Annotated in this window: 18 protein-coding genes; 12 read left to right on the top strand and 6 right to left on the bottom strand. The window is 43.6% G+C overall.

The genetic code is table 11. The annotated features are described in order from the left end of the window. Window positions 1-209 precede the first annotated feature (209 nt). Genes P5V12_RS15075 through P5V12_RS15060 form a run of 4 tightly spaced genes read right to left on the bottom strand, consistent with a single transcriptional unit; the run spans window position 210 to window position 5,505 of the window. Window positions 210-2,615 (bottom strand): CHASE2 domain-containing protein, encoded by a 2,406-nt coding sequence (locus tag P5V12_RS15075; protein ID WP_316953909.1) that lies wholly within the window; start codon window positions 2,613-2,615, stop codon window positions 210-212. 33 nt (window positions 2,616-2,648) lie between these two features. Beyond that, on the bottom strand, window positions 2,649-3,998 hold the full coding sequence (locus P5V12_RS15070; RefSeq protein ID WP_316953908.1) for a FecR domain-containing protein: 1,350 nt from the start codon (window positions 3,996-3,998) through the stop codon (window positions 2,649-2,651). A 16-nt stretch (window positions 3,999-4,014) separates the two neighbouring features. Continuing rightward, window positions 4,015-4,695 (bottom strand): response regulator transcription factor, encoded by a 681-nt coding sequence (locus tag P5V12_RS15065; RefSeq protein WP_316953907.1) that lies wholly within the window; start codon window positions 4,693-4,695, stop codon window positions 4,015-4,017. A 21-nt stretch (window positions 4,696-4,716) separates the two neighbouring features. Next, window positions 4,717-5,505, bottom strand: a complete 789-nt coding sequence (locus tag P5V12_RS15060; protein ID WP_316953906.1) for a DUF481 domain-containing protein — start codon at window positions 5,503-5,505, stop codon at window positions 4,717-4,719. A gap of 605 nt (window positions 5,506-6,110) precedes the next feature. Between P5V12_RS15060 and P5V12_RS15055 the strand changes: the two genes are divergently transcribed. From P5V12_RS15055 to P5V12_RS15045, 3 genes are all read left to right on the top strand, one after another. Then, complete coding sequence (locus tag P5V12_RS15055; RefSeq protein WP_316953905.1) at window positions 6,111-6,659, top strand: GNAT family protein; 549 nt, start codon at window positions 6,111-6,113, stop codon at window positions 6,657-6,659. Between the two features lie 313 nt (window positions 6,660-6,972). After that, the gene (locus P5V12_RS15050) at window positions 6,973-8,556 is read left to right on the top strand and encodes a fused MFS/spermidine synthase (protein WP_316953904.1); all 1,584 of its coding nucleotides are present in this window, start codon (window positions 6,973-6,975) and stop codon (window positions 8,554-8,556) included. A 335-nt stretch (window positions 8,557-8,891) separates the two neighbouring features. After that, on the top strand, window positions 8,892-10,046 hold the full coding sequence (locus P5V12_RS15045) for a lytic polysaccharide monooxygenase (RefSeq protein WP_316953903.1): 1,155 nt from the start codon (window positions 8,892-8,894) through the stop codon (window positions 10,044-10,046). 249 nt (window positions 10,047-10,295) lie between these two features. Here P5V12_RS15045 and P5V12_RS15040 read toward each other — a convergent pair whose 3' ends face one another. Beyond that, on the bottom strand, window positions 10,296-10,835 hold the full coding sequence (locus P5V12_RS15040) for a manganese efflux pump MntP family protein (protein ID WP_316953902.1): 540 nt from the start codon (window positions 10,833-10,835) through the stop codon (window positions 10,296-10,298). 138 nt (window positions 10,836-10,973) lie between these two features. Beyond that, window positions 10,974-12,074 (bottom strand): helix-turn-helix transcriptional regulator, encoded by a 1,101-nt coding sequence (locus tag P5V12_RS15035; RefSeq protein WP_316953901.1) that lies wholly within the window; start codon window positions 12,072-12,074, stop codon window positions 10,974-10,976. A gap of 423 nt (window positions 12,075-12,497) precedes the next feature. On the opposite strand from P5V12_RS15035, the gene P5V12_RS15030 reads away from it, so the two are divergent. The 9 genes from P5V12_RS15030 to P5V12_RS14990 all read left to right on the top strand — a co-directional run bounded on the left by P5V12_RS15030 (window position 12,498) and on the right by P5V12_RS14990 (window position 25,695). Beyond that, window positions 12,498-12,671 (top strand): hypothetical protein, encoded by a 174-nt coding sequence (locus tag P5V12_RS15030; protein WP_316953900.1) that lies wholly within the window; start codon window positions 12,498-12,500, stop codon window positions 12,669-12,671. Between the two features lie 491 nt (window positions 12,672-13,162). After that, window positions 13,163-15,202 carry a TonB-dependent siderophore receptor gene (locus P5V12_RS15025; RefSeq protein WP_316953899.1) on the top strand — a complete coding sequence of 680 codons (2,040 nt, stop codon included), beginning with the start codon at window positions 13,163-13,165 and terminating at the stop codon, window positions 15,200-15,202. A 59-nt stretch (window positions 15,203-15,261) separates the two neighbouring features. After that, entirely contained in the window at window positions 15,262-16,563 is a 1,302-nt protein-coding gene (locus P5V12_RS15020; protein WP_316953898.1) for a PepSY-associated TM helix domain-containing protein, read from the top strand. Window positions 16,564-17,057: 494 nt separating this feature from the next. Beyond that, window positions 17,058-18,455, top strand: a complete 1,398-nt coding sequence (locus P5V12_RS15015) for a lysine N(6)-hydroxylase/L-ornithine N(5)-oxygenase family protein (protein WP_316953897.1) — start codon at window positions 17,058-17,060, stop codon at window positions 18,453-18,455. After that, window positions 18,452-19,651, top strand: a complete 1,200-nt coding sequence (locus tag P5V12_RS15010) for an MFS transporter (protein ID WP_316953896.1) — start codon at window positions 18,452-18,454, stop codon at window positions 19,649-19,651. The genes P5V12_RS15015 and P5V12_RS15010 overlap by 4 nt, the downstream gene beginning before the upstream one ends. Beyond that, window positions 19,641-20,228, top strand: coding sequence for a GNAT family N-acetyltransferase (locus tag P5V12_RS15005; RefSeq protein WP_316953895.1), 588 nt, complete (start codon window positions 19,641-19,643; stop codon window positions 20,226-20,228). Before P5V12_RS15010 ends, P5V12_RS15005 begins: the two co-directional genes overlap by 11 nt. Continuing rightward, the gene (locus P5V12_RS15000; protein WP_316953894.1) at window positions 20,225-22,087 is read left to right on the top strand and encodes an IucA/IucC family siderophore biosynthesis protein; all 1,863 of its coding nucleotides are present in this window, start codon (window positions 20,225-20,227) and stop codon (window positions 22,085-22,087) included. The genes P5V12_RS15005 and P5V12_RS15000 overlap by 4 nt, the downstream gene beginning before the upstream one ends. A gap of 103 nt (window positions 22,088-22,190) precedes the next feature. Then, window positions 22,191-23,345, top strand: coding sequence for an aromatic ring-hydroxylating dioxygenase subunit alpha (locus tag P5V12_RS14995; protein ID WP_316953893.1), 1,155 nt, complete (start codon window positions 22,191-22,193; stop codon window positions 23,343-23,345). Window positions 23,346-23,391: 46 nt separating this feature from the next. Continuing rightward, entirely contained in the window at window positions 23,392-25,695 is a 2,304-nt protein-coding gene (locus tag P5V12_RS14990) for an arginine/lysine/ornithine decarboxylase (RefSeq protein ID WP_316953892.1), read from the top strand. Window positions 25,696-25,713 lie beyond the last annotated feature (18 nt).

Genomic DNA, 25,713 nt, shown 5'->3' with positions numbered 1-25,713 from the left:
ATAGCATCTAAAAATTGTCGCCGTCAGTGGTGTTCTGTCGGCATGTGAAGACGTTGTAATAGACAGTCTGCCTAAGTGTAGATTTGCTGGCTGAATTTGGCGCTAGTATCGGGTAATTTTGTAAAATTGTTTGTAAAACCCTGTAAAATCTGGGCGATTTTGTGGGGGAAAGAATGGGTAAAAATGGTTATTACGATGGGCTTGTCGCGTTACTCTTCGTCGATTGCGCCTTCGTCCATTGCGTAGAGTGGAACGGTGAAAGTGAAGGTACTTCCCGCAGAGCTTGTGTTGGTTATAGATACTTGGCCTTTGTGTTTTTCTGCGACGGTTTTGACAAAATACAGGCCAAGGCCGGCGCCATTTTGCCCCATATTATGCTTGCCACGACGAAAGCGTTGAAAGAGTTCTGTTCGGTCACTTTGGCTAATACCTTCTCCTTGATCTGTAACGTGTATCGTTGCCTGCTGGTTGTTGTTCTCCAGTTGAATCGTGACTTCGGTGTGCTCACGGCTGTATTTGATGGCATTGGAAAACAAATTTACCAGCGCTCGTTCTAATAAATCGCCGTTACCCCATACCCAGCAATCGGCGTCTTCCCGTTGTGTGTTGAAGTGAATGTGCTTTGCTTCGGCTAAGACCTGTACTTGCAGTAATGCGGCATCAAGTATCGCGTGTAGATCGCACATTTGAAATTCGGCTTCGCTGGTATTTTCCGCGCGTCCGATTTGTAACAAGCTCTCGGCGTAGTTGAGGTTAGTCTTCACATAGTTTTCGATGCTGCCCAGCATGGTGGCGAGTGCTTCTGGGTTATCTTTGCTTGTGTTGTTATGGTTTTCCAATAGCGCGAGTATTGACACCATCGGCGAACGTAAATCGTGTGAAATAAAGTTTAATGTTTCCAGTCGTGAGCGTTCGGCGTCTTTCAGGCTGGTAACATCGGTAATGGTGAAAATTAAATAGTCATTCTGTGCTTGGTGTTGATTGTTTTGAGAGAAGCCAAGGTGCTGACCTTGAACGAAGAGATCTTTATTGCCATCAATATGCGCTATTTGTACTTCAAAGCTAATAGTTCTTTTTTGAGCCAGTAGTGCTTCTATCCGTTCGTTCCAGCTTGGACCATTGTTTATGTTAATAAATTTTTCCAGTGCCATTAGGTCAGTGTGGTCGGTTTCTCCTTCCTGAGCGGAAAATTCAGGAAACAACTGATCTGCCAGCGCATTTTTTAATAGCATCTCGCCATCAAGTGAAAAAACCAAAACCGCTTCCTGTAGTTGGGATAGGCTTTGAATAACTAATTGTCGGTTTTTTTCTGCGGCCTGGTTGGCGTCTTGTATTTGGTTGATGGTACGGCTGATGATATCGCTTTGATAGCGGCTATAAGCAAGGAGTTGTTGTTCCTTCGGATTCCAGTTGGTTGGCGTTTTGGTATGAGAAGGATTATTTTGGGGGGATAAACCGGCCAAAGGCGCATTGTGTTGAATACTTTCCAGAGAGCGTTCCAGAAACTCTAATGCTAGTTCCAGTCGTAACCAACTCCAGAGTGGATAAAAACAAATGATGGCCAGTATTTCTGCCGCCGGAGGATGCCAGGTTTTAAAAAATGCCAGAAGTACATGAGCCAATGTCAGTATCGCGATGGTGGCAGCTATTGAGCTTAGAATGAGGCGCGTTGGCGATAATGATGTCAGGTAGTACAGAAAAGTAAAAGTAAAGATAACTGCCAACAGGGCTGAAAGCGCAACGCTTGCAGGTGTAATTAGTGCGTCAGAGCGCAAAGCATTGTAGATGATTGCGTTGACTTCCACCCCCGCCATGGGGCCTTTGGGCGTAGCCAAAAAGTCGTTCATACCCGCACTGGTTGCACCGACAAAAACGGTTTTATTTTTGAGTAAGCTCAGGGGAATACGCTGCTTAATGATATCGGAATAGGAAACCGTTTGTAGCTTGTCTGCCGAATAGGAGAAAGGAATCAGCTTGTTGTCTTCCCGCAGAATCATCATTGATGAAAGGTGTTTGTCGGTTTTATCTTGACTATGAGGCAAGCTTTTCCCGGATTGTTGTTGCAGTAGAGCTAGTGATAAATGTGGCCAATATGCCGAACCGATACCTTCCCACAGAAATACTGAGCGACAGATGCCGTCAATATCACATTGAATGTGAACATGCCCGGCTCCATTAGCGGCCGAAAACAATGGTTGGAAGGGGGTGATTTCAATAATCTGCCCTTTGTTGCGGATTTCTTCGAAATGAATTGGGAGGATGACATTACCGTTGGTTTGAACCGATTCGATAAAGCGTTGATCGCCTTCTGGATCACTGAAGTTTTGTTCGGCGAAGATGACATCGAAGACAACCGATCTGACTTGCGCTTCGGTTAAACGGTCGATGAGTTGTGCGTGGGTTTCTCGCGGCCAGGGCCAGCGCCCCAAGTCTGTCAGGCTTTGTTCATCAATGGCAATTAAAACAATATCGCTGGAATCATTCTCGGCGTAATTATTCAGGATATTGTCGTAGATAAGAAAATTCAGGGATTGAAACCAGCCGAATAAGTGACTGGTGCCAACGATAAGGGCGAAGACAAGTGGAAGAAAGTAATGTAGATATCGATTAATCACAATTTCGTTCCTGAGCTTCGCCGAGAGTATGGGCTACAACACGAGAATCCACAATACTATGGACAAGCCGACCAGGGGTCGCCACTCAAATCGTGAGCCCTGCCAGCGAACAGTATTACTGGCGGTGTTTTCCGTATTGTATTCGCCAATAGCGATTACTCGAAAGTAGAGTTTCTTTTTCGTTTCCGGGAAGTAGGAATATTCGGTACTTGTGGTTTCTTCCGTTGCCACAATGTCGTTGAAGCTTTTATTTCGGGAAATTTCGATGCGGTAGCGTTTAGCATTATCGACTGGCGACCAGCTAATGAGTAGGTTGTTGTTGTCCTGTTTGATGTCTTCCGACAATACAGGAGAGCCGATTGGGTTTGCCACGCAGGTTTTGGTTTCCTGAGCTAAGCCCTGCAAACCGTGTTGATCGTAGGGGCTTACGCGAAAACGGTAACAGCCATTGGCCAGTTCGGAGATGGTAACCTGCTTTTGCTCTGTGAATAGGGAGTCCACCTGCATATCGTATTCGGCGTCCTGCAAGACTTCGATGCGATATTTTTCCGCGCCTTTTACTTTTTCCCATTGCAGTTCGATTGGCAGTAGTTGTGTTGCGGGAGTTGGTTGTAGCTGAGGTGCGGGGAGTAGCGGTAACGGCTGGGAAATCTCCTTATCTTTATCTGCGCGCAAGCCAAAGCCTTTGTTGACCTTGACTTCGTTTGTATTTTGCTCGGCCCCAACGCCCACAGCACCGTCATAGACTTCGCTCAAGGTGTAGGGGGTTCCGTTGTTATTGGCACTGATTACGCGGAAATCGGTACCGCGCACTGCGGCGATGGCAGATGGCGTGGATATACGGAGTTTGGTTGGGGGTGTTTTCTTCGGTACTCTGGTTTTTGCCGCGCCTTGAAGAAGGTTTAGGCGGGTATCCACCATACCGGAGTTACCGTACCTTGATAACAAATCCAGGGTAAGGACACTATTTTCTTCCAGTGTGAGCACGCTGCCATCTGCGAACTGAATTGTGGTTGAGCTTTCGATACCGGTTTCGATTCGGCTATTAATACCCAGTAAGTCACCTTTTTGTGCCGCTCGGGAGGCTTCTTCCATTGCAATCTGTACGTCACCCAACGCAAATATTATCTCAGCTTTTGCCGGAGCGTTTTTTAACCAGTCAGCAGGAAACGCAATACGGGTGCCTGGTGCCAGTGTTTTGGGGTATTTAACTTGGTTGTAGGGGCCGATTTTTAACCAACAGTCTTTCTTTAGTGTGTATTCCAGGCATAGGTCCCACAGAGTATCCCCCTGGCGAACGGTGTACACCCAATCGTTTGCCAGAGAGAACTGGGCATGCAGTAAGAATGGCAAAACCAAAAGCAGGCGTGTGCGATAGGACATGGATGTGTTTCCTGGTTTAGACTTTTTCGAGTCGGTATCCGTGTAGATAAATCGTTTTGATCAGATATCCCATTTCGGGTGATATCTTCAGGCTTCGCCTTACTCTACTGACGTGGACATCAACTGTCCGGGTGTCGAGTTCAGTGTCTAACCCCCAAACCTGCTTGAGAAGATACTCTCGCGACAGTACTTTACCAAAGTTTGTGATCAGGCATTTGGCGACTAGAAAGTCTTTTCTGGTGAGTTTTACCGGCTCGCCGTCCAGATAAATACGTTCGTGCTCGATATCCAACTGGATTGGGCCAAGTTCAATCAATGCGCGTGAGTTTTCGATCCCCGCCCGGCGACCAAGCGCCATTAACCGGGCTAAAAGCTCGGCTTGCCTCAGGGGTTTTGTAAGAAAGTCATCGGCACCATATTTAAGCGCGTTAACGATGTCTGTTTCGGTGTTTCGTTGCGTGCAAAAAATAATAGGTACTTTGCTGTCGTACTGGGTTTTTAAGGTTTTCAATACCTCAAGCCCAGTACTGTCTGGCAATTGCCAGTCAAGAATCAAAAGATCGGGGGACTCCTTGCTGTAGAGTGTAATAAATTTGTCACAACGCTCAGCATGAACAACCGTGTGACCTTCGTCTTCTAACCAGACTTTTACTAACTCAGCTTGTGCCGGATCATCTTCCAGAATTGCGATCTTCAACGTTATCCCCCGTGGATCAAATTACATAGTGAAAACTAGAGTAAGCGCAGTGCGAGAATCTGTGTGACGCTTGTCGTCTGGCGCTTTAGAGTTGTAGTTCACTGTGTAACTGGCTTTCATTGCGAAGGATTTATTGATGTTGGCAACCAACGCTGTTTCTGAAATCACTTTCGAGTTTCTATCGGATTCGGCTGCGATATCGGTGCGCACGTCCTGAGTAAACTTGGCTGAGTCAGAGATTTGGTATAGATACGATGCCGATGCGTGTAGAACTCCGGTCGTGTACTCTTCCGATTCCTCAACTACAGCGCCAGTATCATCGTATACAATGCTGGTTTTAGTGAAAGACACACCAGGACCGACGCTGTAATCTAGGTTGGAGTTTTCGGTTTCGAATAGACGGTCTGAATAACCGGCAGCGATGGTGCTTTGGTAATCAAAGCCGCTGAAACGATCGTCTTCATAAGAAGCAAAAACGAACAGGCTGCGATGTTCACTATCGAGTTTGTAGTCGGACTGAACAGAGGCAAATGTTGAGTGTGCTGTGGTTTGTTCTTCTTTGATTTTTTCGCCAGCCACTTCAACTTCGACTTTGTCTTTTTTGTACAAGCTTCTAAGGATGTACTCGTTTTTCCAGTTTTCCAAATCCTGATTGACTTTGAGTTTGCCGTAAATGGATTCTGATTCCGTATTCCCGTTGGTGATAAGCAGGCCCAGTTCGGCTTCCGCTTTCAGCGGATCAACCGCCGTATCGTTGGCAAAAGCACAAATAGAGCTAAGAGATAGTAGGGAAGCTACTACGGTTTTCATTGTTTATCCTTATATTTGTTAGTGATTAGGCGTCTGTATGACGCTTTTGTCATTCAGGCCCGGTACGCAAGTGGAGTTTTTTTGACGCGAGTAGAACCTGAATATTTTAGGTGCATTATTGCACTTGGCGGATTTCACGTGATGTAAAATTGTGTAAAACATTATACGTTGAATTTGTGTTTATACCCATTGGTATCTACTGCAAATGAGAATTGAGCTGGCGCTATATTATTACATTCGATGTGTTAATCCGTGGACGTTGAAGACGCGATTTACCGCAATCGTTGCTGAAATATAGCTGAATTTATGCTTGGCATGTACAAAAAGTAAACTGTTTTGACACGTGAGCTTCTAGCTTGGTCGTTATTTGGCGTTGGAACAGCGTTACACGGTGCCTTCCTCCGGTTGACTTGCATGTTGTTAGTCTTGTAACTGCGGTCGTAGCGATACCGTAAATCGACTATTTGATCATGGGCTTGTGTGCGTGCCGCAGTGCAAAAATCCAGGTTTTTTTGGCGGGGTTTAGGTGGTCGATATTCAACTGGAAAGCGTTAAATACAGGGTACCTACCTCTATACTCGTAGGAATATTTTTTGGCGAAAACAATGAAAAAACAGATAACAGAAAAAATATCCATTGAGTATATTGAGGAAAAGCATGCTCAAATACTGTTTGATTTAACCGACTCAAATCGTGTCTATTTGCGTAAGTGGCTTCCGTGGGTGGATAGAGTCAACACCGTTGAAGATACTGCGACATTTATTGCGGAGGCAAAAAACAAACAGGGAAAAGAAAGTGCTGCCAGCTTCGCACTTTTCTTTAATGATTCTCTTTGTGGTGTTGTGGGATTTCACGAAATTAACACAATCACGCAAACGGGAATGATAGGCTATTGGCTGGCTGAAGCGTTTACTGGAAAGGGCATTATGACAACCGCAGTTAAAGCCGTTTCTATTATGGGCTTTAAGCAGTACGATTTGCATAAAATTATTATTCGCTGTGCGGATAAAAATAATAAAAGCCGGGCGATCCCGGAACGGCTTGGTTTTTTATGTGAAGCGGTTCTGCAAAAAAGACATCAGCTTTACGATCAGGATATTGATGTTGCAGTTTATAGTTTACAACGCGAAAAATGTGCGTGGCTGACTGAATAAGTCTTCGGTTACGGCGTTTGTTTTCTCTTCTCTGCGTTTCCTTTTTTTTAAAAATTCTGAAACATTCGTAGCCTTCAGGCAGGTCAGTCTCAGTCTGGCTTGCGCGCGCGTATGTTAAAAGACAGTCATATCTGTAGTCTTGGGTGACATTGACGTCATACTTCTAACGTTTTTGAACAACAGACGAATTTTTTATTCAAATGAGTGCATGCTGGTAGTCGCAAAAAGCTTTCATGTTCATTGCATCTGTGTGTAGTATTGGGTTGGTTTTTTTAAGCACAAGAATAAATGTTATAAGAAAGGTGCATGCTTTATGGCTAAGCCAAATAAATCAAAATTTCAAACAGAAATAAACGAAATCCCATTACTTGATCGCATAGTGTTTTATTTCACTGTATCCATTACGGGTGCAGCTGTGATGATGATTGAGCTGATGGGGACACGTATTATCGGCCCGTTTTTCGGAGTCAGCCTCGTGGTTTGGTCGTCGTTATTGTCTGTTGCGCTTTTGGCGCTCGCACTGGGTTATTTTTGGGGTGGACGGTTTGCCGATAGAATTGCGTGGTTGCGATTGTCTCATATTATTTTGGCAGCGGCGGTGTGGATTGGGGCTATTCCCTGGTTAAGTGAGCCGGTGCAATTAATGATGAATTCATTAGGTTTGCGTCTGGGTGCTCTGGGCAGCGCGTTTGTCTTATTTACTTTCCCATTGTTTATGCTGGGTATGGTCGGGCCTTACGTCATCAAAATTGCCACGCGTCGGCTGGACGTGATCGGTTCTACCGTTGGCAATGTGTATGCGATGAGTACCTTGGGAAGCGTTGTAGGAACTTTGTTGTTAGGGTTTTATTTATTACCTTTAGCCGGTGTGGAATTAATTGTTCTTTCTCTCAGTGGGACATTGATCGGATTATCTTTGCTGTTATTTCTATATGAATCAAAATACTTACCTCAGATTGAAAGTATTCCGCTAAAAGCTTCGGTGGCGTTTTTTGTCCTTGCTTTAGCTACATTATTTGCTTCTGTTTTGAAACCGGAAAAGAAATATTTGGGTTATGAGGTTCTTTTTGATAAAGAAGGTCGCTATGGCTGGGTTCGCGTAGTCGATAAAAAAGATGAAAATCTGCGTTATTTGCTTGCGGATGCCTCGACTATTGGTGCTGAAAGCCTGATAACTCGCCAGCCAATGCTGAGCTACCAGGAGATTGTGAAGTTGGTTACCGCGTTTAACCGAGAGGGGAAAGATTTGTTGTTGGTTGGCCTGGGAAGTGGCCACCTGGTCACAAGCTTGGCAGAGGAAGGTATTCGCAGCGATGCTATAGAAATCGACCCGCTGGTTGTGGAGGCCGCAGAAAATTTTTTTAATTATCAGCCCACGGGCGACACCATAGTGGGTGACGCTCGCTACCAAATAAAAAAAATTAAAAAGAAATACGATTTTATTGTTCACGATTGTTTTACCGGTGGTGCGGAACCCGTCCACTTGCTTTCACGGGAGATGATTTCTGAGCTGAAGGGTATGTTAAAGCCAGGTGGTATTCTGGCGATAAATTTTGTGGGGTTTAACAAAAAACAAAAAGATAATCCGGTTCAGTCAGTAGCCTACACAATCGATCAAGAGTTTAAACACCGTAAATCGTATGTTTCGGTACCCAATGCAGAATGGAATGATTTTATCTTCTTTGCATCTGATACTGCTTTGGAGCTCAGCCATAGCACCAAACAGGATGCTATGGCTCAGACGACGCTTCGCAAACACGAAATATACATTAATGGTTATGGTGGCAGACTGATTACTGACGACTACAATCCAATGGAAACCATGCAAATTGCTAAAGCGGAATACTACCGGGAAATATTGGTCGACCGTCTTGGGCAGGATATTCTGTTTCGTTAACGAGTAAAGCGTGTGAAATGCTTTCGAATCTGGATATAAACCTGATTAATATTGGCTATTAAATGAATTGGTTTTTTTAATGCTGGGTGTAGTATTAAACTGATAATAATATACGGTCAAAAAAATAATAATAAAAATACCGACCAGGGATTGGTTTAAGTGTTCGTTAAAAGTAAACATAGTGTATTCACAAATTCACTCGATTTTGTTATCTGCAAAGTTGAGGGGATCCCTGCCAACATAGACTCCCAGTCTGTTGTCGTTGGTATTTTTAAATACGTAGTAGATGTAATAAGTAAAAATAATTAATCCACAATTAAATGTAGGATATAACTATGAAGAATCTATGCAATACTCGATCGAGCCTGCCGAAAGGCTTGGCTTGGGTCGCCGTTCTCGGCAGCCTTTTTCTTTCTCAATTAGCGCTGGCACATGGCTATGTAAATTCTCCCGGTTCGCGGGCTTATTTATGTAGTACTGGAGCCAATACCAACTGTGGTCAGGTGCAATATGAACCTCAGAGTGTGGAAGGACCCGATGGTTTCCCCAGTGCCGGACCAATCGATGGTGAAATTGCTTCTGGTGGTGGAGCGTTTCCTCCTCTTGATGTCCAGTCCTCATCACGTTGGACTAAAAACAATATCAGCGCCGGCTCCAATGCTTTCACTTGGACCTTTACCGCAGCGCACGTTACTGCTGACTGGCGTTACTACATCACTAAATCCGGTTGGGATCAAAATTCGCCGCTTTCGCGTGCGTCCTTCGATTTAAATCCGTTCTGTGTTGTGCAAGGTAACGGTCAACCACCGTCACCCATGACGCATAACTGTAACGTACCCAGCCGCAGTGGTTACCACGTAATTCTAGCCGTTTGGGATGTGGCGGATACAGCAAACACGTTCTATAACGCTATCGATGTGAATTTTGGTGGTGGTTCCAGTTCGTCATCGTCAAGTTCAAGCAGCAGTTCTTCCAGCTCAAGCAGTAGTAGCAGTAGCTCATCGTCCAGTAGTTCTTCCAGTTCTGGTGGTGGTGGAGATTGTCCTCAATATGTATCTGGTAATACCTACAGCACTGGTGATTTGGTTTCTAATGTAGGTAATAACTATGAGTGTGCGGTAAGTGGTTGGTGTTCTGCCGGCGGATCATACGAACCAGGTGTAGGCTGGGCTTGGGAATATGCATGGAATGGCGCAGCCGCAGGTGCTTGTGGTGGATCTTCGACGTCCTCTAGTAGCTCGTCTTCTTCCAGCAGCTCATCCAGTAGTTCGTCCAGTTCATCATCAAGCAGCTCATCCAGTAGTTCATCTAGCGGCGGTGCGACTTGTAGCGGCCTGGCGGTTTGGGATAGCGCATCTGTATACACAGGTGGAAACACCGTTCAGTACAACGGTGTGCAGTACACCGCAAATTGGTGGAACCAGGGGGCAAACCCAGAGCAAAACTCAGGGCCTTGGCAAGTATGGACAAATAACGGCGCCTGTAATTAATTTACCGTTTCGTTAATTGTGTTGACTGTCTATAAGAACCACCTCTTCGGAGGTGGTTTCTTTTTTTAAACTGCACTCGCTATACAGTCGTTCTCTCTATTTTGATTGAACTGATTCCGTCAGGTTACATACTCTTACTGGAGTGCTGACAGTTAAAGTGTTATCAGCCAATTATTTCAGCTATCGCAAAAAGTTCGTACCAGAGGGCATGGCGTGACTGTTTGATAAGTCAGTGATGCCTGTTTGCTATTAGCCAAGCAGAATTTTTATTCCGATCAATATCAGAATGATGCCACCCAGTATTTCGGCTTTAGACTCCAGCCAGGTGCCGCTTTTTACACCGATAAACACTCCTAAAACGCTAAATAAAAATGTGGTGATACCGATTATTCCGCAGGCAAGTAGTGGGCTGACATCAAGCACCGTTAAAGCAAAGCCTGCAGCCAGCGCGTCGATGCTGGTTGCAATGGCCAGAGTAAGTAGCAGTCGGTGGGTTATGTTGGCGATGTCTTCTTCAATTCCCTCTGAAAATGCCTCATAAATCATTTTTCCGCCGATTAGCAGCAGCAGGAAGAAAGCCAACCAGGGGGCATAGGATTCAACCCATCCAAGCATTCCCTTGCCTCCGAGAAAACCGATGAGAGGCATCATGGCCTGGAATACACCAAAATAGACTCCAGCGATTAATCCTAGCGCCAGCGGACTTTTTTGTCGTTTTGAACCCAGACCAATGGATACGGCGAAGGCGTCCATACTGAGGGCGACAGCCAATAGTAATGCTTCTAACACGAATTTTGCCTTGTCTTACAAAAACTGGAAAAACGCGCATTATACCGTTGTGAACGCTTAATGGGAGTGTTTCAATTATTTTGTTCTTGTTTGAGAATAAGAATATTTATTGATCATTCGTGCAAAGCCTGCTTGGGTTTACATCGAGTACTCGTCTCGTGTGTAGATTGAATATTTTTTTCTGAAATCGTCAGGGGCAAGACCGTTCCACCGTTTAAAGGCTCTGCGAAAGTTCGCTGTATCGCTATATTCCAGACGGTATGCAATTTCCTTAACAGAAAAATGCGTATATTTTAAATATGACTGAGCCAGGAATTCTCTGATTTCATCCAGGCATTCTTTAAACGTTATATTGTGTTGAAGTAAATCCCGGCGCAGGGTTGATTCAGATTTGTACAGGTTTTTCGATACCGAAGTCATGTTTGAATGGACGCTGTTGGGTGGCTTGTCCGTTAACAGAATATCAAACATATAGTGATAGACTTTTTGAATGACTGAACTTTTTTCATGGCGCCCCTTTGCCAAACTATTAAAGTGCTGACAAATTTTTTTTGCTTTTATATGTTGTGTTTTATCTTTTTGTATGTTTTCTCGTTCCAGATATTGGATTGGAATGGAAAAGCCCATATTTTTCTGATCGTATTTGACCTTGCCTATATTTGTGTTTTCGTATAGATGTTTGTTTTCCGGTTTTGAATGTGTGACTGAAAAACACAAAGCTTTTTTGGAATCTACCCCTAATTGTTGAAAAATAGATGACCATTTTTTTACGAAAATACTCTCTGCTGTTTTAAGACAGTCGTTTGATTCATGCATCTTGAATGGGAAATATAATAAAAACTCGCCATTTTGCTCAGACGTTTTCATCGAAAATGGCATGTATTCAATATGTATTGCAACATCTAAGAAGCAACGTATCGCCTTTCGTATAGTGGGCGCTGAGCGAATATAGTCACCGAAAAAACCGAGTTTGGATAAATCAGTATTTCCCCAAATGGATCCCATTTCTATCGCGTCTAACCCGGCATTAGTCGCATTCATACGTATTTTTTTTATATTTAGCAAACTAATTAAGCCATATTGATCGTCTAGATCACTATCGATTAAATCAGTTGTTTGAAGTAACTGGTGACGAGAAATGATTGGATGGGCATGTTCAATACTTTTGATAAAGTTTGATACGGGTAATATTGATCGATAGTGGCGAGCAAGGAAATACTGAATTGGATTCTGCATCATTTGAAAATATTTTTTAATTATAAACAAACCTCGAACAGGATAGATCGAAAAGAATTTCATTACTATTGATTTTGAAATACTCAATGAACATGGCCTGACCAATAGAGGTAAGTAATTTGAATTGTGATCTATTTGTCGCTAAATGCATTAATTAGTCTTTTATTTTTGCATTTATATGAAAAACGAACAGAAAACTGCAACATTAACCTTATTTTTACGTGGGATTGAGAGAAAATGGATTTTGTGAGCGCAAATGACTCCCCATGCTTTAGCTAACTAACGTTAGTATTGCTTCGCTCCTTTTTTCGGGAGAGGGTCTGAATTATTAAAAAGATGGAGTGGTTTTTTCAATTAAGATGAATTATTTCAGGCAAAAATAACTTTTAATTCAGAAATGAAATATATTTATTTTGGGTGACTTAAATGAAAAAAATGATATTAAAGGCAGTACTCAGTGTTTCCATTCTTGCAGCTGTTGCACCCTCAAGTTTTGCTGACAGCGTTGATGATTGTGTTAGTAATTACTGTGCTTCTGTTAATGGCGGCTCAGCGTGTCACTCTAGCCCTGCAGTACGAAAGTATATTTGTGGCGGTTAATAAGCAATAACCATTAATAGTAAATACTATTCTCCGAAGTTTTGATTCGCTACTTGAAGCGGATATTAGTAGTATGGATGGATTCCGTATTAACTGATATTCGCTCTTTTTATTTCTAAGCGTGTGTCTTTTCTAATCCTGAGAAAAGTTAGGGAACAACAGTCCTTTTTTTCAAATATTCTCCTTTCCTTATTTGTCTTTAATCGAATATTAATTATTACCGGCCTCTCAAAAGCCTTTCTATCGGTGTGTTTATTTGGTGGCTTGCTTTTGTCAGATTTATTCTACATAGGGCGTTTGGAGGAGAGGGTGGCCCATTCCCGTGAGAATGAGAATGATTGACATTAAGATTCGTGTAATATACCTTGTGCATCCTGACGAAAACGGTGATTAGACACACACTATTGATGCATTAGGACCACATAATGAAGGCTCTTGGGGTAAACACAATTTCAATTTGCACACGCACACTTAGCCGGGGAGCAGTGTGTTTGACTTCTTTTTTCGCGATTCATGCCTATGCGGAAAGCGGTATCCAACCGCCAATGATTGAGGAGGTTCACATTTATGGTGAACCAGGCCAAACGCAAACGGCGACCAAACTTAATCTATCCATATATGAAACGCCACAAACTATTTCGGTTATTTCGCCAGCCCAGATTGAGGATTTTGCGTTAAATGATATTAATACCTTGCTGGACTATGCGCCCGGTGTGACCGTTGAGGATACGGAAACTGACCGTGTGTATTACACCGCGAGAGGGTTTGATATTGTTAATTTCCAGTATGACGGCGTGGGTGTGCCTTTCACTTTTGGTTTGGCGCACGGACATCAGGATACTGCGGTATTTGAACAGGTTGAAGTGGTAAAAGGTGCAGCAGGTTTGATCACAGGGTTGGCAAACCCTTCTGCCACAATTAATTATATTCGTAAGCGTCCCAAAGACGAGCTGCATTTATCTGCCGGTTTGAGTGTTGGTGAATGGAATCAACGGCGTATTGAGGGGGATGTTTCCACGCCTGTTGCCGAGAATTTGCGAACACGTTTTGTGGTGGCCAAGGACGATGGTGATTCCTACATCGATCGTCATGGAAAAGACAATAGCCTGGCGTACGGTATTATTGAAGCCGATTTGACGTCAAGCACGGTATTTACTTTGGGGTATAGCTGGAATGAAAGCTATACCGATGGTAGTTTCTCCGGTGCTTTGCCATTGCATTACACGGATGGCTCTGCAACCGATTACGATGTTTCCACCAGCACCGCCCCGGAATGGGCGTATCGAGAAGTTGATCGGTCACAATTATTTGCCGAGTTAAAACAAAGCTTGTCAGATAACTGGTCGCTTAATGCGGTTTACACCCAAAATAATGTTGAGCAGGACGCTGAACAAATGTACGTGTACGGCGTACCGGATAAAGAAACCGAGTTGGGATTAAACGGTTGGGCCAGTAGTTATAAAGCGGATGAAGAGCAGCGCATTGGTGATATTTACCTGGACGGGGTATTTTCGTTTGCCGGGCGTCAACATCAACTGGTTGTTGGTGTGAATTACGCGGATATTGGCACAGAAGCAGGTTCCTACTTTGATTCGGTAAATGGTTATCCGGTTCTTGGCAGCGACTGGGCAGCGGGAACAACACCTCGGCCTGATTTTTCTACTCACAACCCGGATACGGACAGTGCCGATATTGATCAGATTCAGCAGTCCGTTTATTTTGCCAGCCGTTTACATTTACTTGATCCGTTTTCCATATTGGTTGGTGCGCGACATATGAGCGTGACCCAGCATGGAATGAGTTACGGTGAAAATTCCGATACTGATGCGGATAAACTTGTCCCCTATTTGGGCTTCACCTACGAGATCGTAAATTCGCTTGCGCTCTATGGTAGCTACAGTGAAGTATTTGTTCCGCAAACCTGGGTTGACGAAAACTTTGCGCCATTTAAGCCAACGGAAGGAAACAACGCCGAACTGGGTCTTAAGCTGGAGTTGAATGATGGTTTAGCAAATGCCTCGTTTGCGCTATTTGAATCCAACCTTGAAAACCTTGGGGAATACGTTGGCCGAATTAATGGTGTTAATGTCTATGACGGTAAAGACTACAGCACTCAAGGCTTTGAACTGGATGCCACTGGTGCCGTCTCCGATAGTTTAAATGTGAGTGTTGGTTACACCTATTTAGACATTGAAAACCAGCAAGGTGATTCGGTACGCACATTTATCCCGCGTAATTTATTAAAAGTGGCTGCGGGTTATAACGTACCGGGTGTCGATGGTTTGAAACTGGGAACCAGCGTTAAATGGCAAAGTGATATTTATACCACGCCGGCAGCTGATGTCCGTGTTACTCAGGATAGTTTTGTGGTTGCCGATGTGTTTATTCACTACCAGTTTGCATCGCAGTTTTCGCTTGCACTGAATATCGACAACATAACCGATGAAAAGTATTACACCAGTTTATATTGGACGCAGAGTTACTATGCGCCCTCACGTAATGCTCAGCTTTCTTTAGGTTGGCAGTTTTAGTTAAGGTAGAGCTTTTTGCCCGGATGTATCCGGGTTTTTTTGTTTAACAGGAGTCAGGCATGCGGCACTTTTTTACTTTAGCCCATCGTTATATGGGGTTGACCACCGCGTTGTTTCTCATTATTACCGGGTTAACTGGCGCGGTAATATCCTGGGATCATGAACTGGACGAATGGCTAAATCCCCATTTGACGAAAGTCAGTAGCCAGGGGGTAAACAAAAATTTTATTGCTTTGGCGGAAAAGGTTGAACAGACATTTCCCGAAATAGAAGTCATATACTTTGAGTTGGTGGTTGAAAAAGGGCACTCGTTATCTTTTTGGGTGGAGCCGAGAGTCAATCCTGATACGGAACAGTTATTCAAGCCTGGGTTTAATCAAGTATTTATCGACCCTGTTTCAGGGGAAATTTTAGGCACGCGAGAGTGGGGGGCTATTTGGCCCATCTCAAAAGAAACATTTGTTTCCTTCCTCTATAAGTTGCATTTTTCATTACACATTCCAGAAATAAATGGCAATGACCACTGGGGGATTTGGTTGTTGGGGGTCATTGCTCTTATCTGGATTCTGGACTGTTTCATCAGTTTTTGTTTGACTTTGCCTCGGCGTCAACGACGTGTAAATAAAAAAGCGGTACCACCGGTTAAACGTGCAACGCATTATTTGCAACGCTGGAAGCCTGCATGGCTTATTCGTTGGTTCGGTGGACCGACAAAATTAAATTTCGATTTGCACCGTGCATTTGGTTTGTGGACTTGGGCGATTTTATTAACCATTGCATTTACTGCCTTTTCTCTCAATTTATATCGGGAAATATTTTATCCGGTGATGTCTCTGGTATCGGATGTGACACCTACGCCGTTGGATGAACGTCAACCTAATGATCACCATGACCCCATTACTCCGGCATTGAGTTTTGCTGATGTTCTTGGCCTGGCCGAAATTGAAGCACAAAATAAAAATTGGCAAAAACCCGTTGGTAGCCTGTGGTATGCCCGCGAGTGGGGAATCTATCGTGTGGAGTTCTTTTCAGCGGAGGAGGGGCACGGTAGCGGTGGTGTCGGACACAACGCCATTTTCTTTGATGGTCATGACGGACGTGTTCTTGGTGATTGGGTTCCTTGGCGTGGCACAGCGGCTGATCTGTTTGTTCAGGCACAGTTTCCCCTGCATTCCGGCCGAATATTGGGCTTACCTGGTCGAATTCTCATTTCCATAATGGGGGTGGTGATTGCCATGCTGAGTATCACCGGTGTGATTATTTGGTGGAAAAAATACCGAGCCAGAACCCGTGTAGAAACGCGCAAAATTATTACCGCTAATGAAGACGATGACGATAATCTTCAGGCTTCACCGGTGTAAAAAACTATACCGGTGTAAAAAACTATTTAGCAACAGACAAAAACCTTCCGGCTATGCGGAGGTTTTTGTCTGTCTTTTTCTGAGCCGCTATTCAATTCCATTCCCAGTTATTTTCTCTCTCGTTTTAGCTCGCTGCTTTTTTACGTGATGGTTTATCGTTATCAGCAAGCTAATCATGTTCTTTCATTATATTTATTGCCTCAAAACCATTTTCTATCACGGTAGTGATTGCTTGCTATGTAATTTACTTTGTTTAAACGCTCTATAAAGCGTTAACTCAAATACGACCAAGTGTTTAATTTTGCGTGTGACTAAAAATAAGGAACCGTTTTTTTGGGTAAACGCCTGTTATGTCGACGTACTTTTACTATTGGATAAGTGGGGAGGTTAACCGGGTGGGGTTGAAATAAAAATATCGCGAATAAAAAACGCCTTACACCTCACATTGGCGCAAATGGTCTCTAGCATATATTGATCCGATACTGATAATATAAATGATAATCGTTTACATTATTATTTATATTGAGTTGGATCAACACTTTCTGGGGGCAACATTGAATAACCAACCTGTTTTCGACCTTGTCGCTGTGGGTCTCGGCCCATTTAACCTGAGTTTGGCGTGTCTTGCATCACCTTTAAATCAACTACGTTGTCTTTTTCTGGATAAAAAGCCGGAATTTAACTGGCATCCAGGAATGTTGGTTGAGGGCGCTACATTACAAAACCCGTTTCTTGCTGACCTTGTGTCTATGGTCGACCCGACCAATCGCTTTAGTTATCTGAATTACTGTAAGCAACAGGGGAACTTGTACCAGTTTTACATCAGAGAAAACTATTACCTCAATCGTCAGGAATATGACCGGTATTGTCGATGGGCGGCAAATGAGCTGGATAACGTTTGCTTTGGCCATGATGTGCAATCCATTGAGTATGACGATAAAGAAGCGCTATATTGTGTTAAAGGCATGGATCTACAATCCCAATCTCCGTTTTGTTTTTTCGCTAAACATATTGTACTGGGCGTGGGCAGTGTACCGCGTTTTCCCAAGTGCTTTAAGGCCGGGAAGCAGGGAGAAAGGGTACATACTGCTCACTACTTGGAAGAAAAAGAACGTTTACAAAAAAGTCAAAATATTACCATTGTTGGTAGTGGCCAGAGTGGTGCAGAAGTCTTTTACGACCTGTTAAAGGAATCGGATAAATATCAGTATCAATTAAATTGGGTTACGCGATCACCACGCTTTTTCCAAATGGAGACCGCCAAATTAACCCTTGAATTAATTACCGCGGATTACGGTAAATACTTTTACTCTTTAAATCACGACATTAAATCGAAAATTATTACGGATCAAAAATCAATATATAACGGAATAAACCAAAGCCTGATCAATCAGATTTACCATACCCTTGATGATTTACGTCATACCTCCGCGCCCAAGCCTCAACTACTGACTAACCTGGCGTTAACCAATGGGTACTTCGATTCCGGCAGCAGTGAATACGAATTAACGTTTAAGCATCGGGAAACACAAAAACACTATCGTTATTCGACTGATGCCTTGGTTATGGCAACCGGGTATCAAGTGGTTTTACCGGATTTTATTGAGAGTATTGCTGATCGAATTCAGTGGGATAGTCAAGGTCGTTATCGTGTTAATGAAAACTGGTCTGTTGATTTCGGACAAAATGAAATTTTTGTTCAAAATCCCGGTTTTGACAGTCATGGCATTGTTAACCCGGACCTTGGTCTCGCGTGTTATCGAAATAGTCGAATATTGCACACCATTACCGGTCGAGATATCTATCCGGTGGAAGCGCGGACTGCACTACAGGATTTTTTCCCTGCAGAAAATAGCGGGTTTTATGCGTTAGATGCAAAGGAAGCAGTATGAGTTTAAGACTAGCGATTTTAATTATGTCGGCTTTAGGTGTGATCAGCGACTCCATACTCATCGCATTTTATCCGCAGTTCTTTGCAGAACGATATGGCATTACCAGTGCTGTGCATGTTGGGGCCTATATTGCAGCAATATCCATTGCGGTTATGTGTGCCTTACCGTTATGGGCAAGGTTAACCCGGCGGATTGAAACACTTCACTTACTTTGGATCACTCAGGGTATTGCCGGCACTCTGGCGGTCGCCAGTGCCTGGGCGCCAACCATTGAAGTGTATTGGTTGTTTACTATGGCCATGTTTGTCACCAAAGCCAGCTACCTATTACTTTTTCCCTATTTAATGCGTTTAGAAAAACCGGAAGACCACGGTCTGGTTATTGGTTTGCTATCGGTTGTTATTCACATCGGAGGAATCTTTGGTGCTTCGGTCGGAGGGCTGGTATTGGAGTCACTTGGTCCCAAAATGTGTATGTGGTTAGTGGGCGCCGGTGATTTCAGTCAAATGGCAATGAGTCTGTTTTTGATTTTCTCCGGGAGTATGGTGCCGGTACTTAAGCGCAATGAAACCGGTGAGGTGAAACCCATTGCCAAGCGCAGCGCAACGGCTTGGGCTGCGCTGCTGAAGTTGAGTGCGCTTATGTTGTTGTTTGATTTAAGTGCTTACCTGGTCAGGCCTTTTTTCTCCGTGTATTGGGAGCGGTTAACCGATTCCAGTCAGGCGATAACCGGATTGGTTTTTGCTATCCCCGGTGTAATTGCACTAATTGCATTGGCAATAAATAAATCAAACATAAAAGATACCTTTAAAAATCTGGATCATACACTTGGTAACTTGTTAGTGGGGGCCGTTGGTTTAGTTCTACAAGCATCATCTGCACCTGAATTGATTATTTTAGGTCGCTGTTTATTTGGTTGGAGCCTGTTTCAGGTTATCGTCAAAATGGAAGTTACGCTGTTCAGAATCAGTCAACCTGAACGTTATGATCGAGATTTTGCCGTGACGAATTTCTTCCAGAATCTCGGTGTGCTTTTATCTTCCTTTGCCGCAGGTTATATCGTCAGTTGGGTGGGTATTCCGTTGACATTTGCTTTGGCAGCGGGCGGCTTTTTGATTACAGCATTTATCGATCGACTTACTTTTAACGTAGATAGTCATCATCAGACAACGGAGGAACTCAGTCATGCTCACTGAAGCCGTGTTGAACCTTGCAAAAGAGACTGACCCATTAAACAAAAAAATACAAATACGGCCATTAAATATTGATCTGGATGTGCCCGTTATTCATCCGTGGTATCAAATGGACTATGCGTCTTTTTGGAATATGCAGCATCTTAACCTGGAGCAAACCAAACGCTTTTATGCAGAGGGTAAAAAAAGCAAAACGCTGTTTGCTTGTATTGGACTGTATGAAGGTAAACCTGCTTTCGTTATGGAGTATTACCCTCCGCAACATGAAGAGGTAGGAAAACATTATCCCGTTCAATCGGGAGACATTGGCATGCATTTTTTTGTTGGTCCCGCAGAAAAACATATTCCTAACTTCACGAGAGATGTCATCCGCAGTGTTATGGCCTACTTGTTTTTTACCCGACATGCTAAGCGTGTGGTGGTTGAGCCGGATGTAAAAAATAAAAAAGTGCATAAGTTGAACCTTAAGGTCGGGTTCAAATACGACCGAATTATTCAATTGGCAGAAAAAGAAGCCTACTTGGCTTTCTGTTCTGTACACGATTTTTTAAATACCCTTGACGGAAGGAGTACTCTGTGAACTATTCATTACCAGAAACACCCGAGAGTGTTGTCAGCCATTTGTCGCCCGAATTATGGGGAAAAGTCAATCGGCATCTTGTGCGTAAAGCGATTGCGGAGTTATCCCATGAGCAAGTATTTACCCCTGAGTTATTGAAACCGGAAGGCCAAGCCGGTTGGAATCAATATCTGATTAAGACGGATACCGATCAGTGTTATTACACCTTCAATGCCAAAACGATGTCATTGCGTCATTGGTGTATTGATCCAAATAGTATAGAACGTTATGTGGATGGCGAAACCTCGTCAATTGATGCCCTGGTCTTTTTTAATGATGTAAAAAAAATACTCGCAATTCCAGAAGAAAAACTGCCTGTATATTTGGATGAGATAAGCAGCACTTTATATGGTGCTGCCTACAAACATGAGCATGCGCGTCTGACAAGCAGTGAGCTGGTGGATGCAGATTACCAAACATTCGAGAGCGCAATGACGGAAGGTCACCCGTTATTTGTTGCAAATAATGGTCGAATAGGTTTTACCGCTCAAGATTATCATCAATATGCGCCGGAAACGGGAAGCGAGTTTTGTTTGTATTGGGTTGCCGTGCATAAGTCTTTAGCCGATTTTAGCTGCACGCCAGAATTGGAATATGAACGCTTTCTTCGAGACGAAATAGGTGATCAACAATTTCAGGCGTTTAAAAATAAGCTGACCGACAAAGAACTTGAGTATTCTCAGTATTGGTTTATGCCTGTCCATCCGTGGCAATGGCATACCAAGTTGAGCATGGCGTTTTCGGCCGATATTGCGAATAACAACATTGTTCCTCTCGGGATTGGGGAGGATAAATACTTGGCACAACAGTCCATCCGAACCTACTTTAATGCCAGTCAACATAATAAGTGTTATGTAAAAACCTCCCTGTCAATTTTAAATATGGGGTTTATGCGCGGTTTGTCTCCCTATTATATGGATGGTACGCCCGCCATTAATGACTATTTGTATGAGCTTATCAACAACGATTCGGTATTAAGTGAAATGGGGTTCTCCATTTTACGTGAGGTGGCCAGTATTGGTTTTCGTAATCGGTACTACGAAGCGGCCTTAACAAAAGACAGCCCTTACAAAAAAATGTTGTCGGCATTATGGCGAGAAAGTCCAATGCCAAGATTGAAGAAAAATGAACGCTTAATGACCATGGCGGCGTTGTTGCATGTTGATAAACATGGGAAACCACTTATATCGGAGCTTATTCGTCAATCCGGGTATACCGCTAAAGCTTGGTTGGCTCAATATCTTCGAGCCTATTTACACCCATTGTTGCATTGCTTTTATGCCTATGAGTTAGTGTTTATGCCCCACTGCGAAAATTTGATTCTGGTGTTGGATAACTATCTCCCAGTGCGATCCATCATGAAAGATATTGCCGAGGAATCTGCCATATTGGATAAGGACGTTGTGTTGCCGGAAAAAGTTGCGCGTTTGGCGGTAGAAGTACCGGAGGAATATAAAATACTGGGGATCTTTATTGACGTGTTTGATGGTGTTTTCCGGTATATGGCTGATTTTCTCGAAGCAGACAATGTCATTAGCGAGAGAGGGTTCTGGCAAATGGTGGCAAAGAGTGTTCGGGAATATCAAGCAGAGCATAGTGATTTGTCCGAAAAATTCGAACGCTACGATATTTTTGCACCGGACTTTTTACATTCCTGTTTGAACAGATTGCAACTGAAAAATAATCTGCAAATGGTGGATTTATCCGATACTGCGTCCAGTTTGATAATGATCGACCCGTTACCTAACCCTATCGCAGCTTACGCGAATGAGGATTCTGTCCAGTTTGATTCAACCCAGGCTGAAGAAATGGTGAGCTAATTTAACGTTTTGGGGCAGTCGAGATATTGTCTGCCTGTTTTAATTCTTACTAATGACTATGTGGATCCAGTTGATTACGCAAATAAGATAGGTATAACAACAAATGTATAATCCGAATCGATTCGCCGCCAGCTATAACGATATCTGGCGAGTGCCGGAAGCACAGCTGGCTCTGCCTATTGAATCCTACTGTTCAGAGGATATCTTTCGGCAGGAGCAAGAAAAAATTTTTCCCAACAGTGCTATTTATCTCGGTCACGAAGCTATGGTGCCAAATCCAGGGGATTGGTACGCATTACCGTTTGAAGAAAATGGACGTGTTCTGGTGAGAAATCAGGAGAGTGTGGAATTGGTTTCTAACGTATGTCGTCATCGTCAGGCCATTATGCTTGGGCATGACAGTACCGGGGAACAACCTATTCAGAGAGGTAACTTATCGACCACCGGCAATCGCATTCTATGTCCTGTTCACGCGTGGAATTATGATGATAAAGGCACGTTATTAAGCGCACCAAAATTTAATAAAAAACCGTGCATGAACTTACCGAGATACGCATTAAAAAACGCCGCTGGCTTTTTATTCGAAGGTAAACGTAACCCCATGGTCGATATGCAAGAGTTGTTTAATCGGCCCGAATTTGATTTTACCGACTACGCACTCGACCATGTTGAACTACACGACTGTGCCTGTAATTGGAAAACATTTATAGAAATATATAACGATGACTATCACATAGCGCCGTTTCATCCCGGCCTGCGCCGTTACGTGAATAACGATGGTCTTTATTGGGAGTATGGTGATTGGTTTAGTGTGCAATGGATTGGCGCTAATCCAGGTTTGAGGCGGGCCGGTACTGAGGCCTATAAAGCCTGGCATAGTGAATTGCTCTCATACAATCAAGGCCTGACACCGGAGTTCGGTGCAGTGTGGGCGACTTACTACCCCACTCACATGATTGAAGTTTTCCCCCATGCGTTGGTGCTTTCCACTTTGTATCCTCGCGGTGTACATGACACCTTAAACGTTGTCGAATTTTATTATCCGCAGGAACTTATCAATAATCATCGTGATTTGGTTGAGTCTCATCGACATGCGTACATGGAAACGGCCATGGAGGATGATGAGATTGCTGAACGGATCGATGCCGGTCGACGTGTCTTATATCAAAAAGGTGTGAGCGAAGTTGGTCCCTATCAAACCCCCATGGAAGACGGAATGCGTCATTTTCACGGATGGTATCGTGCCCAGATGGGATAACAAAAATATACCGTTACATCAGCCTGAATAATAAAGCGGAGTGGCTATGCGTTTACAATTTCCCATAATAATTATCGATGAGTATTTCCGTTCCGACTGTAACAGTGGCTTGGGAATTCGTTTGTTGGCCAGTGCCATTGAGCATGCCGGAGCAGATGTGGTTCGTTTAACCGGTTTGCATGATTTTGCCGAACATATACAGCAAACAACACGAACCTCCGCGTTTATTGTGTCATTAAATGACAAACAGTTCGCCGATGAGCATGTGGAACAGACTTTTTCCGCGCTTCGTGCATTTGTCCAAAGTATTCGTTCCCGAGATGCCAATGTGCCGATCTTCCTGAAAACGGAGACGCAAACGAGTGACCATGTGCCGAATGATATTCTCTGTGAGTTACACGGTTTTTTACATAAATATGAAGATACATCGGAGTTCATGGCCCGTTACGTAGTAAGGGAAGCCAAAAATTATATGGCTCAATTGGCTCCACCTTTTTTTAAAGCACTGACCCAACACACTAAAGACAGTTCCTACTCATGGCATTGTCCAGGGCATTCCGGTGGGGTCGCTTTTTTAAAAACGCCTGTTGGCCATTTGTTTCATGAGTTTTTTGGCGAAAATATGTTGCGGGCAGATGTGTGCAATGCTGTGGATGACTTGGGGCAATTACTGGATCATACGGGGCCAGTCGAAGCCAGTGAGCAAAGCGCAGCAAAAACGTTTTCGGCCGATCACTTGTTTTTCGTGACCAACGGGACTTCATCCTCCAATAAAATCGTCTGGCATTCAGTTGTGTCTCCTGGCGATGTAGTGGTGGTTGATCGAAACTGTCACAAATCGATATTGCATGCAATTATCATGACTGGCGCCATCCCAGTTTTTATTAAGCCAGTACGTAATTGCCTGGGCATTATTGGGCCTATTCCAGAAGCGCTGTTTGATAAACAAATTATCCAGGGAAAAATACGAAATCACCCTCTAATAAAAAATAAAAACGCATTTCCACGAGTGTTGGTGTTGACGCAATGTACATACGATGGCGTGTTATATAACGTTGAAAAGATAAAAAACAAATTGGATGGCTATGTGCATGGCTTGCATTTTGATGAGGCCTGGTCTCCTCATGCGGCATTTCATGAGTTTTATGAAAAGTACCATGCAATTGGTAAAGGTCGGGTTCGATGTCAGGATTCAATGGTTTTTGCAACCCAATCAACCCATAAAATGTTGGCTGGTTTATCCCAGGCGTCACAAATTCTTGTGCAGAATTCAGTAAATAAACAACTGGATACGCATCAATTTAATGAAGCGTATCTCATGCATTCTTCCACCAGTCCGCATTACCCCATTATTGCCTCCTGTGATATTACAGCAGCAATGATGGGGCAGCCAGGTGGCAGAGCCTTAGTCGATGAAGCCTTGTCAGAAGCCGTTGCGTTTCGCAATGCCATGCAAAAATATAAGCGCGCAAGCGAAGACTGGTGGTTTTCGATTTGGCAACCTGAAACAAGAGAACCCAATACTCAGGCTAAAACGGATGATTGGTTATTGCAACCAAACGAAATGTGGCACGGGTTTAATACTAATTCCTCCGCGGAATTTAATATGCTCGACCCGACCCGTGCGACATTGTTGACACCGGGGCTGAATGTACACGGTGAGTTTTCAGCCTGGGGCATACCCGCCGCCGTGCTGGCAAAATATCTCGCCGAACATGGTATTGTGGTTGAGAAAGTCAGCCTGTATTCGTTACTTATTATGTTTACCATTGGCATTACCAAAGGGCGTTGGAACACCCTGGTGACCGAACTCAAACGATTTAAGAAATTATTTGATAAAAATGAAACTGTACAGCAAATCATGCCCAAATTTTCTCAAGAGCACCCCGGGTATGCTCGAATAGGCATTCGGGATTTGTGCCAACAAATTCATCACTATTATCAGCGGCATAATATTGGTCAATTGATCATGGCTATGTATGAGCAAGAGCCCGAACCAGTGTTAACTCCCGCGGAAGCTTATAGCCAAATGACTCACGGAAAAACAACACGGGTGCCGTTACAACACTTAGTCGGAAAGACAACCGCTATGCTGGTGACGCCTTATCCGCCAGGTATTCCATTATTGGTACCTGGAGAAAAATTCACACAAACCATTGTTGATTATTTGCTGTTTGCACAGCAGTTCAACTCAGTATTTCCGGGTTTTGAAACCAGTATTCATGGTTTGGTGAGTGAGAAAGTCAATGGTGAGACTCAATATTTTATTGATTGTGTAGTTCACCTATCTCAATATGAGAGTTTATCGAATAGGCATGAAAAAGTGTGTTCAATTGAAGCTGTGAACTAATTCCATATTGTTGAATCC

The sequence above is a fragment of the Teredinibacter sp. KSP-S5-2 genome (assembly GCF_032773895.1).
Lineage (GTDB): Bacteria > Pseudomonadota > Gammaproteobacteria > Pseudomonadales > Cellvibrionaceae.
Note: the sequence above shows the minus strand (reverse complement) of the source record. Positions and strands in the feature narration are given on the sequence as shown.

What these genes read in the sequence shown, in the direction of transcription:
- P5V12_RS15045 (WP_316953903.1), top strand. Translation starts at nt 8,892, where the DNA reads ATGAAGAATCTATGCAATACTCGATCGAGCCTGCCGAAAGGCTTGGCT.
- P5V12_RS15005 (WP_316953895.1), top strand. Translation starts at nt 19,641, where the DNA reads ATGCTCACTGAAGCCGTGTTGAACCTTGCAAAAGAGACTGACCCATTA.
- P5V12_RS15050 (WP_316953904.1), top strand. Translation starts at nt 6,973, where the DNA reads ATGGCTAAGCCAAATAAATCAAAATTTCAAACAGAAATAAACGAAATC.
- P5V12_RS15015 (WP_316953897.1), top strand. Translation starts at nt 17,058, where the DNA reads ATGATAATCGTTTACATTATTATTTATATTGAGTTGGATCAACACTTT.
- P5V12_RS14995 (WP_316953893.1), top strand. Translation starts at nt 22,191, where the DNA reads ATGTATAATCCGAATCGATTCGCCGCCAGCTATAACGATATCTGGCGA.
- P5V12_RS15020 (WP_316953898.1), top strand. Translation starts at nt 15,262, where the DNA reads ATGCGGCACTTTTTTACTTTAGCCCATCGTTATATGGGGTTGACCACC.
- P5V12_RS15060 (WP_316953906.1), bottom strand. Translation starts at nt 5,505, where the DNA reads ATGAAAACCGTAGTAGCTTCCCTACTATCTCTTAGCTCTATTTGTGCT.
- P5V12_RS15055 (WP_316953905.1), top strand. Translation starts at nt 6,111, where the DNA reads ATGAAAAAACAGATAACAGAAAAAATATCCATTGAGTATATTGAGGAA.
- P5V12_RS15070 (WP_316953908.1), bottom strand. Translation starts at nt 3,998, where the DNA reads ATGTCCTATCGCACACGCCTGCTTTTGGTTTTGCCATTCTTACTGCAT.
- P5V12_RS15030 (WP_316953900.1), top strand. Translation starts at nt 12,498, where the DNA reads ATGAAAAAAATGATATTAAAGGCAGTACTCAGTGTTTCCATTCTTGCA.
- P5V12_RS14990 (WP_316953892.1), top strand. Translation starts at nt 23,392, where the DNA reads ATGCGTTTACAATTTCCCATAATAATTATCGATGAGTATTTCCGTTCC.
- P5V12_RS15010 (WP_316953896.1), top strand. Translation starts at nt 18,452, where the DNA reads ATGAGTTTAAGACTAGCGATTTTAATTATGTCGGCTTTAGGTGTGATC.
- P5V12_RS15035 (WP_316953901.1), bottom strand. Translation starts at nt 12,074, where the DNA reads ATGATGCAGAATCCAATTCAGTATTTCCTTGCTCGCCACTATCGATCA.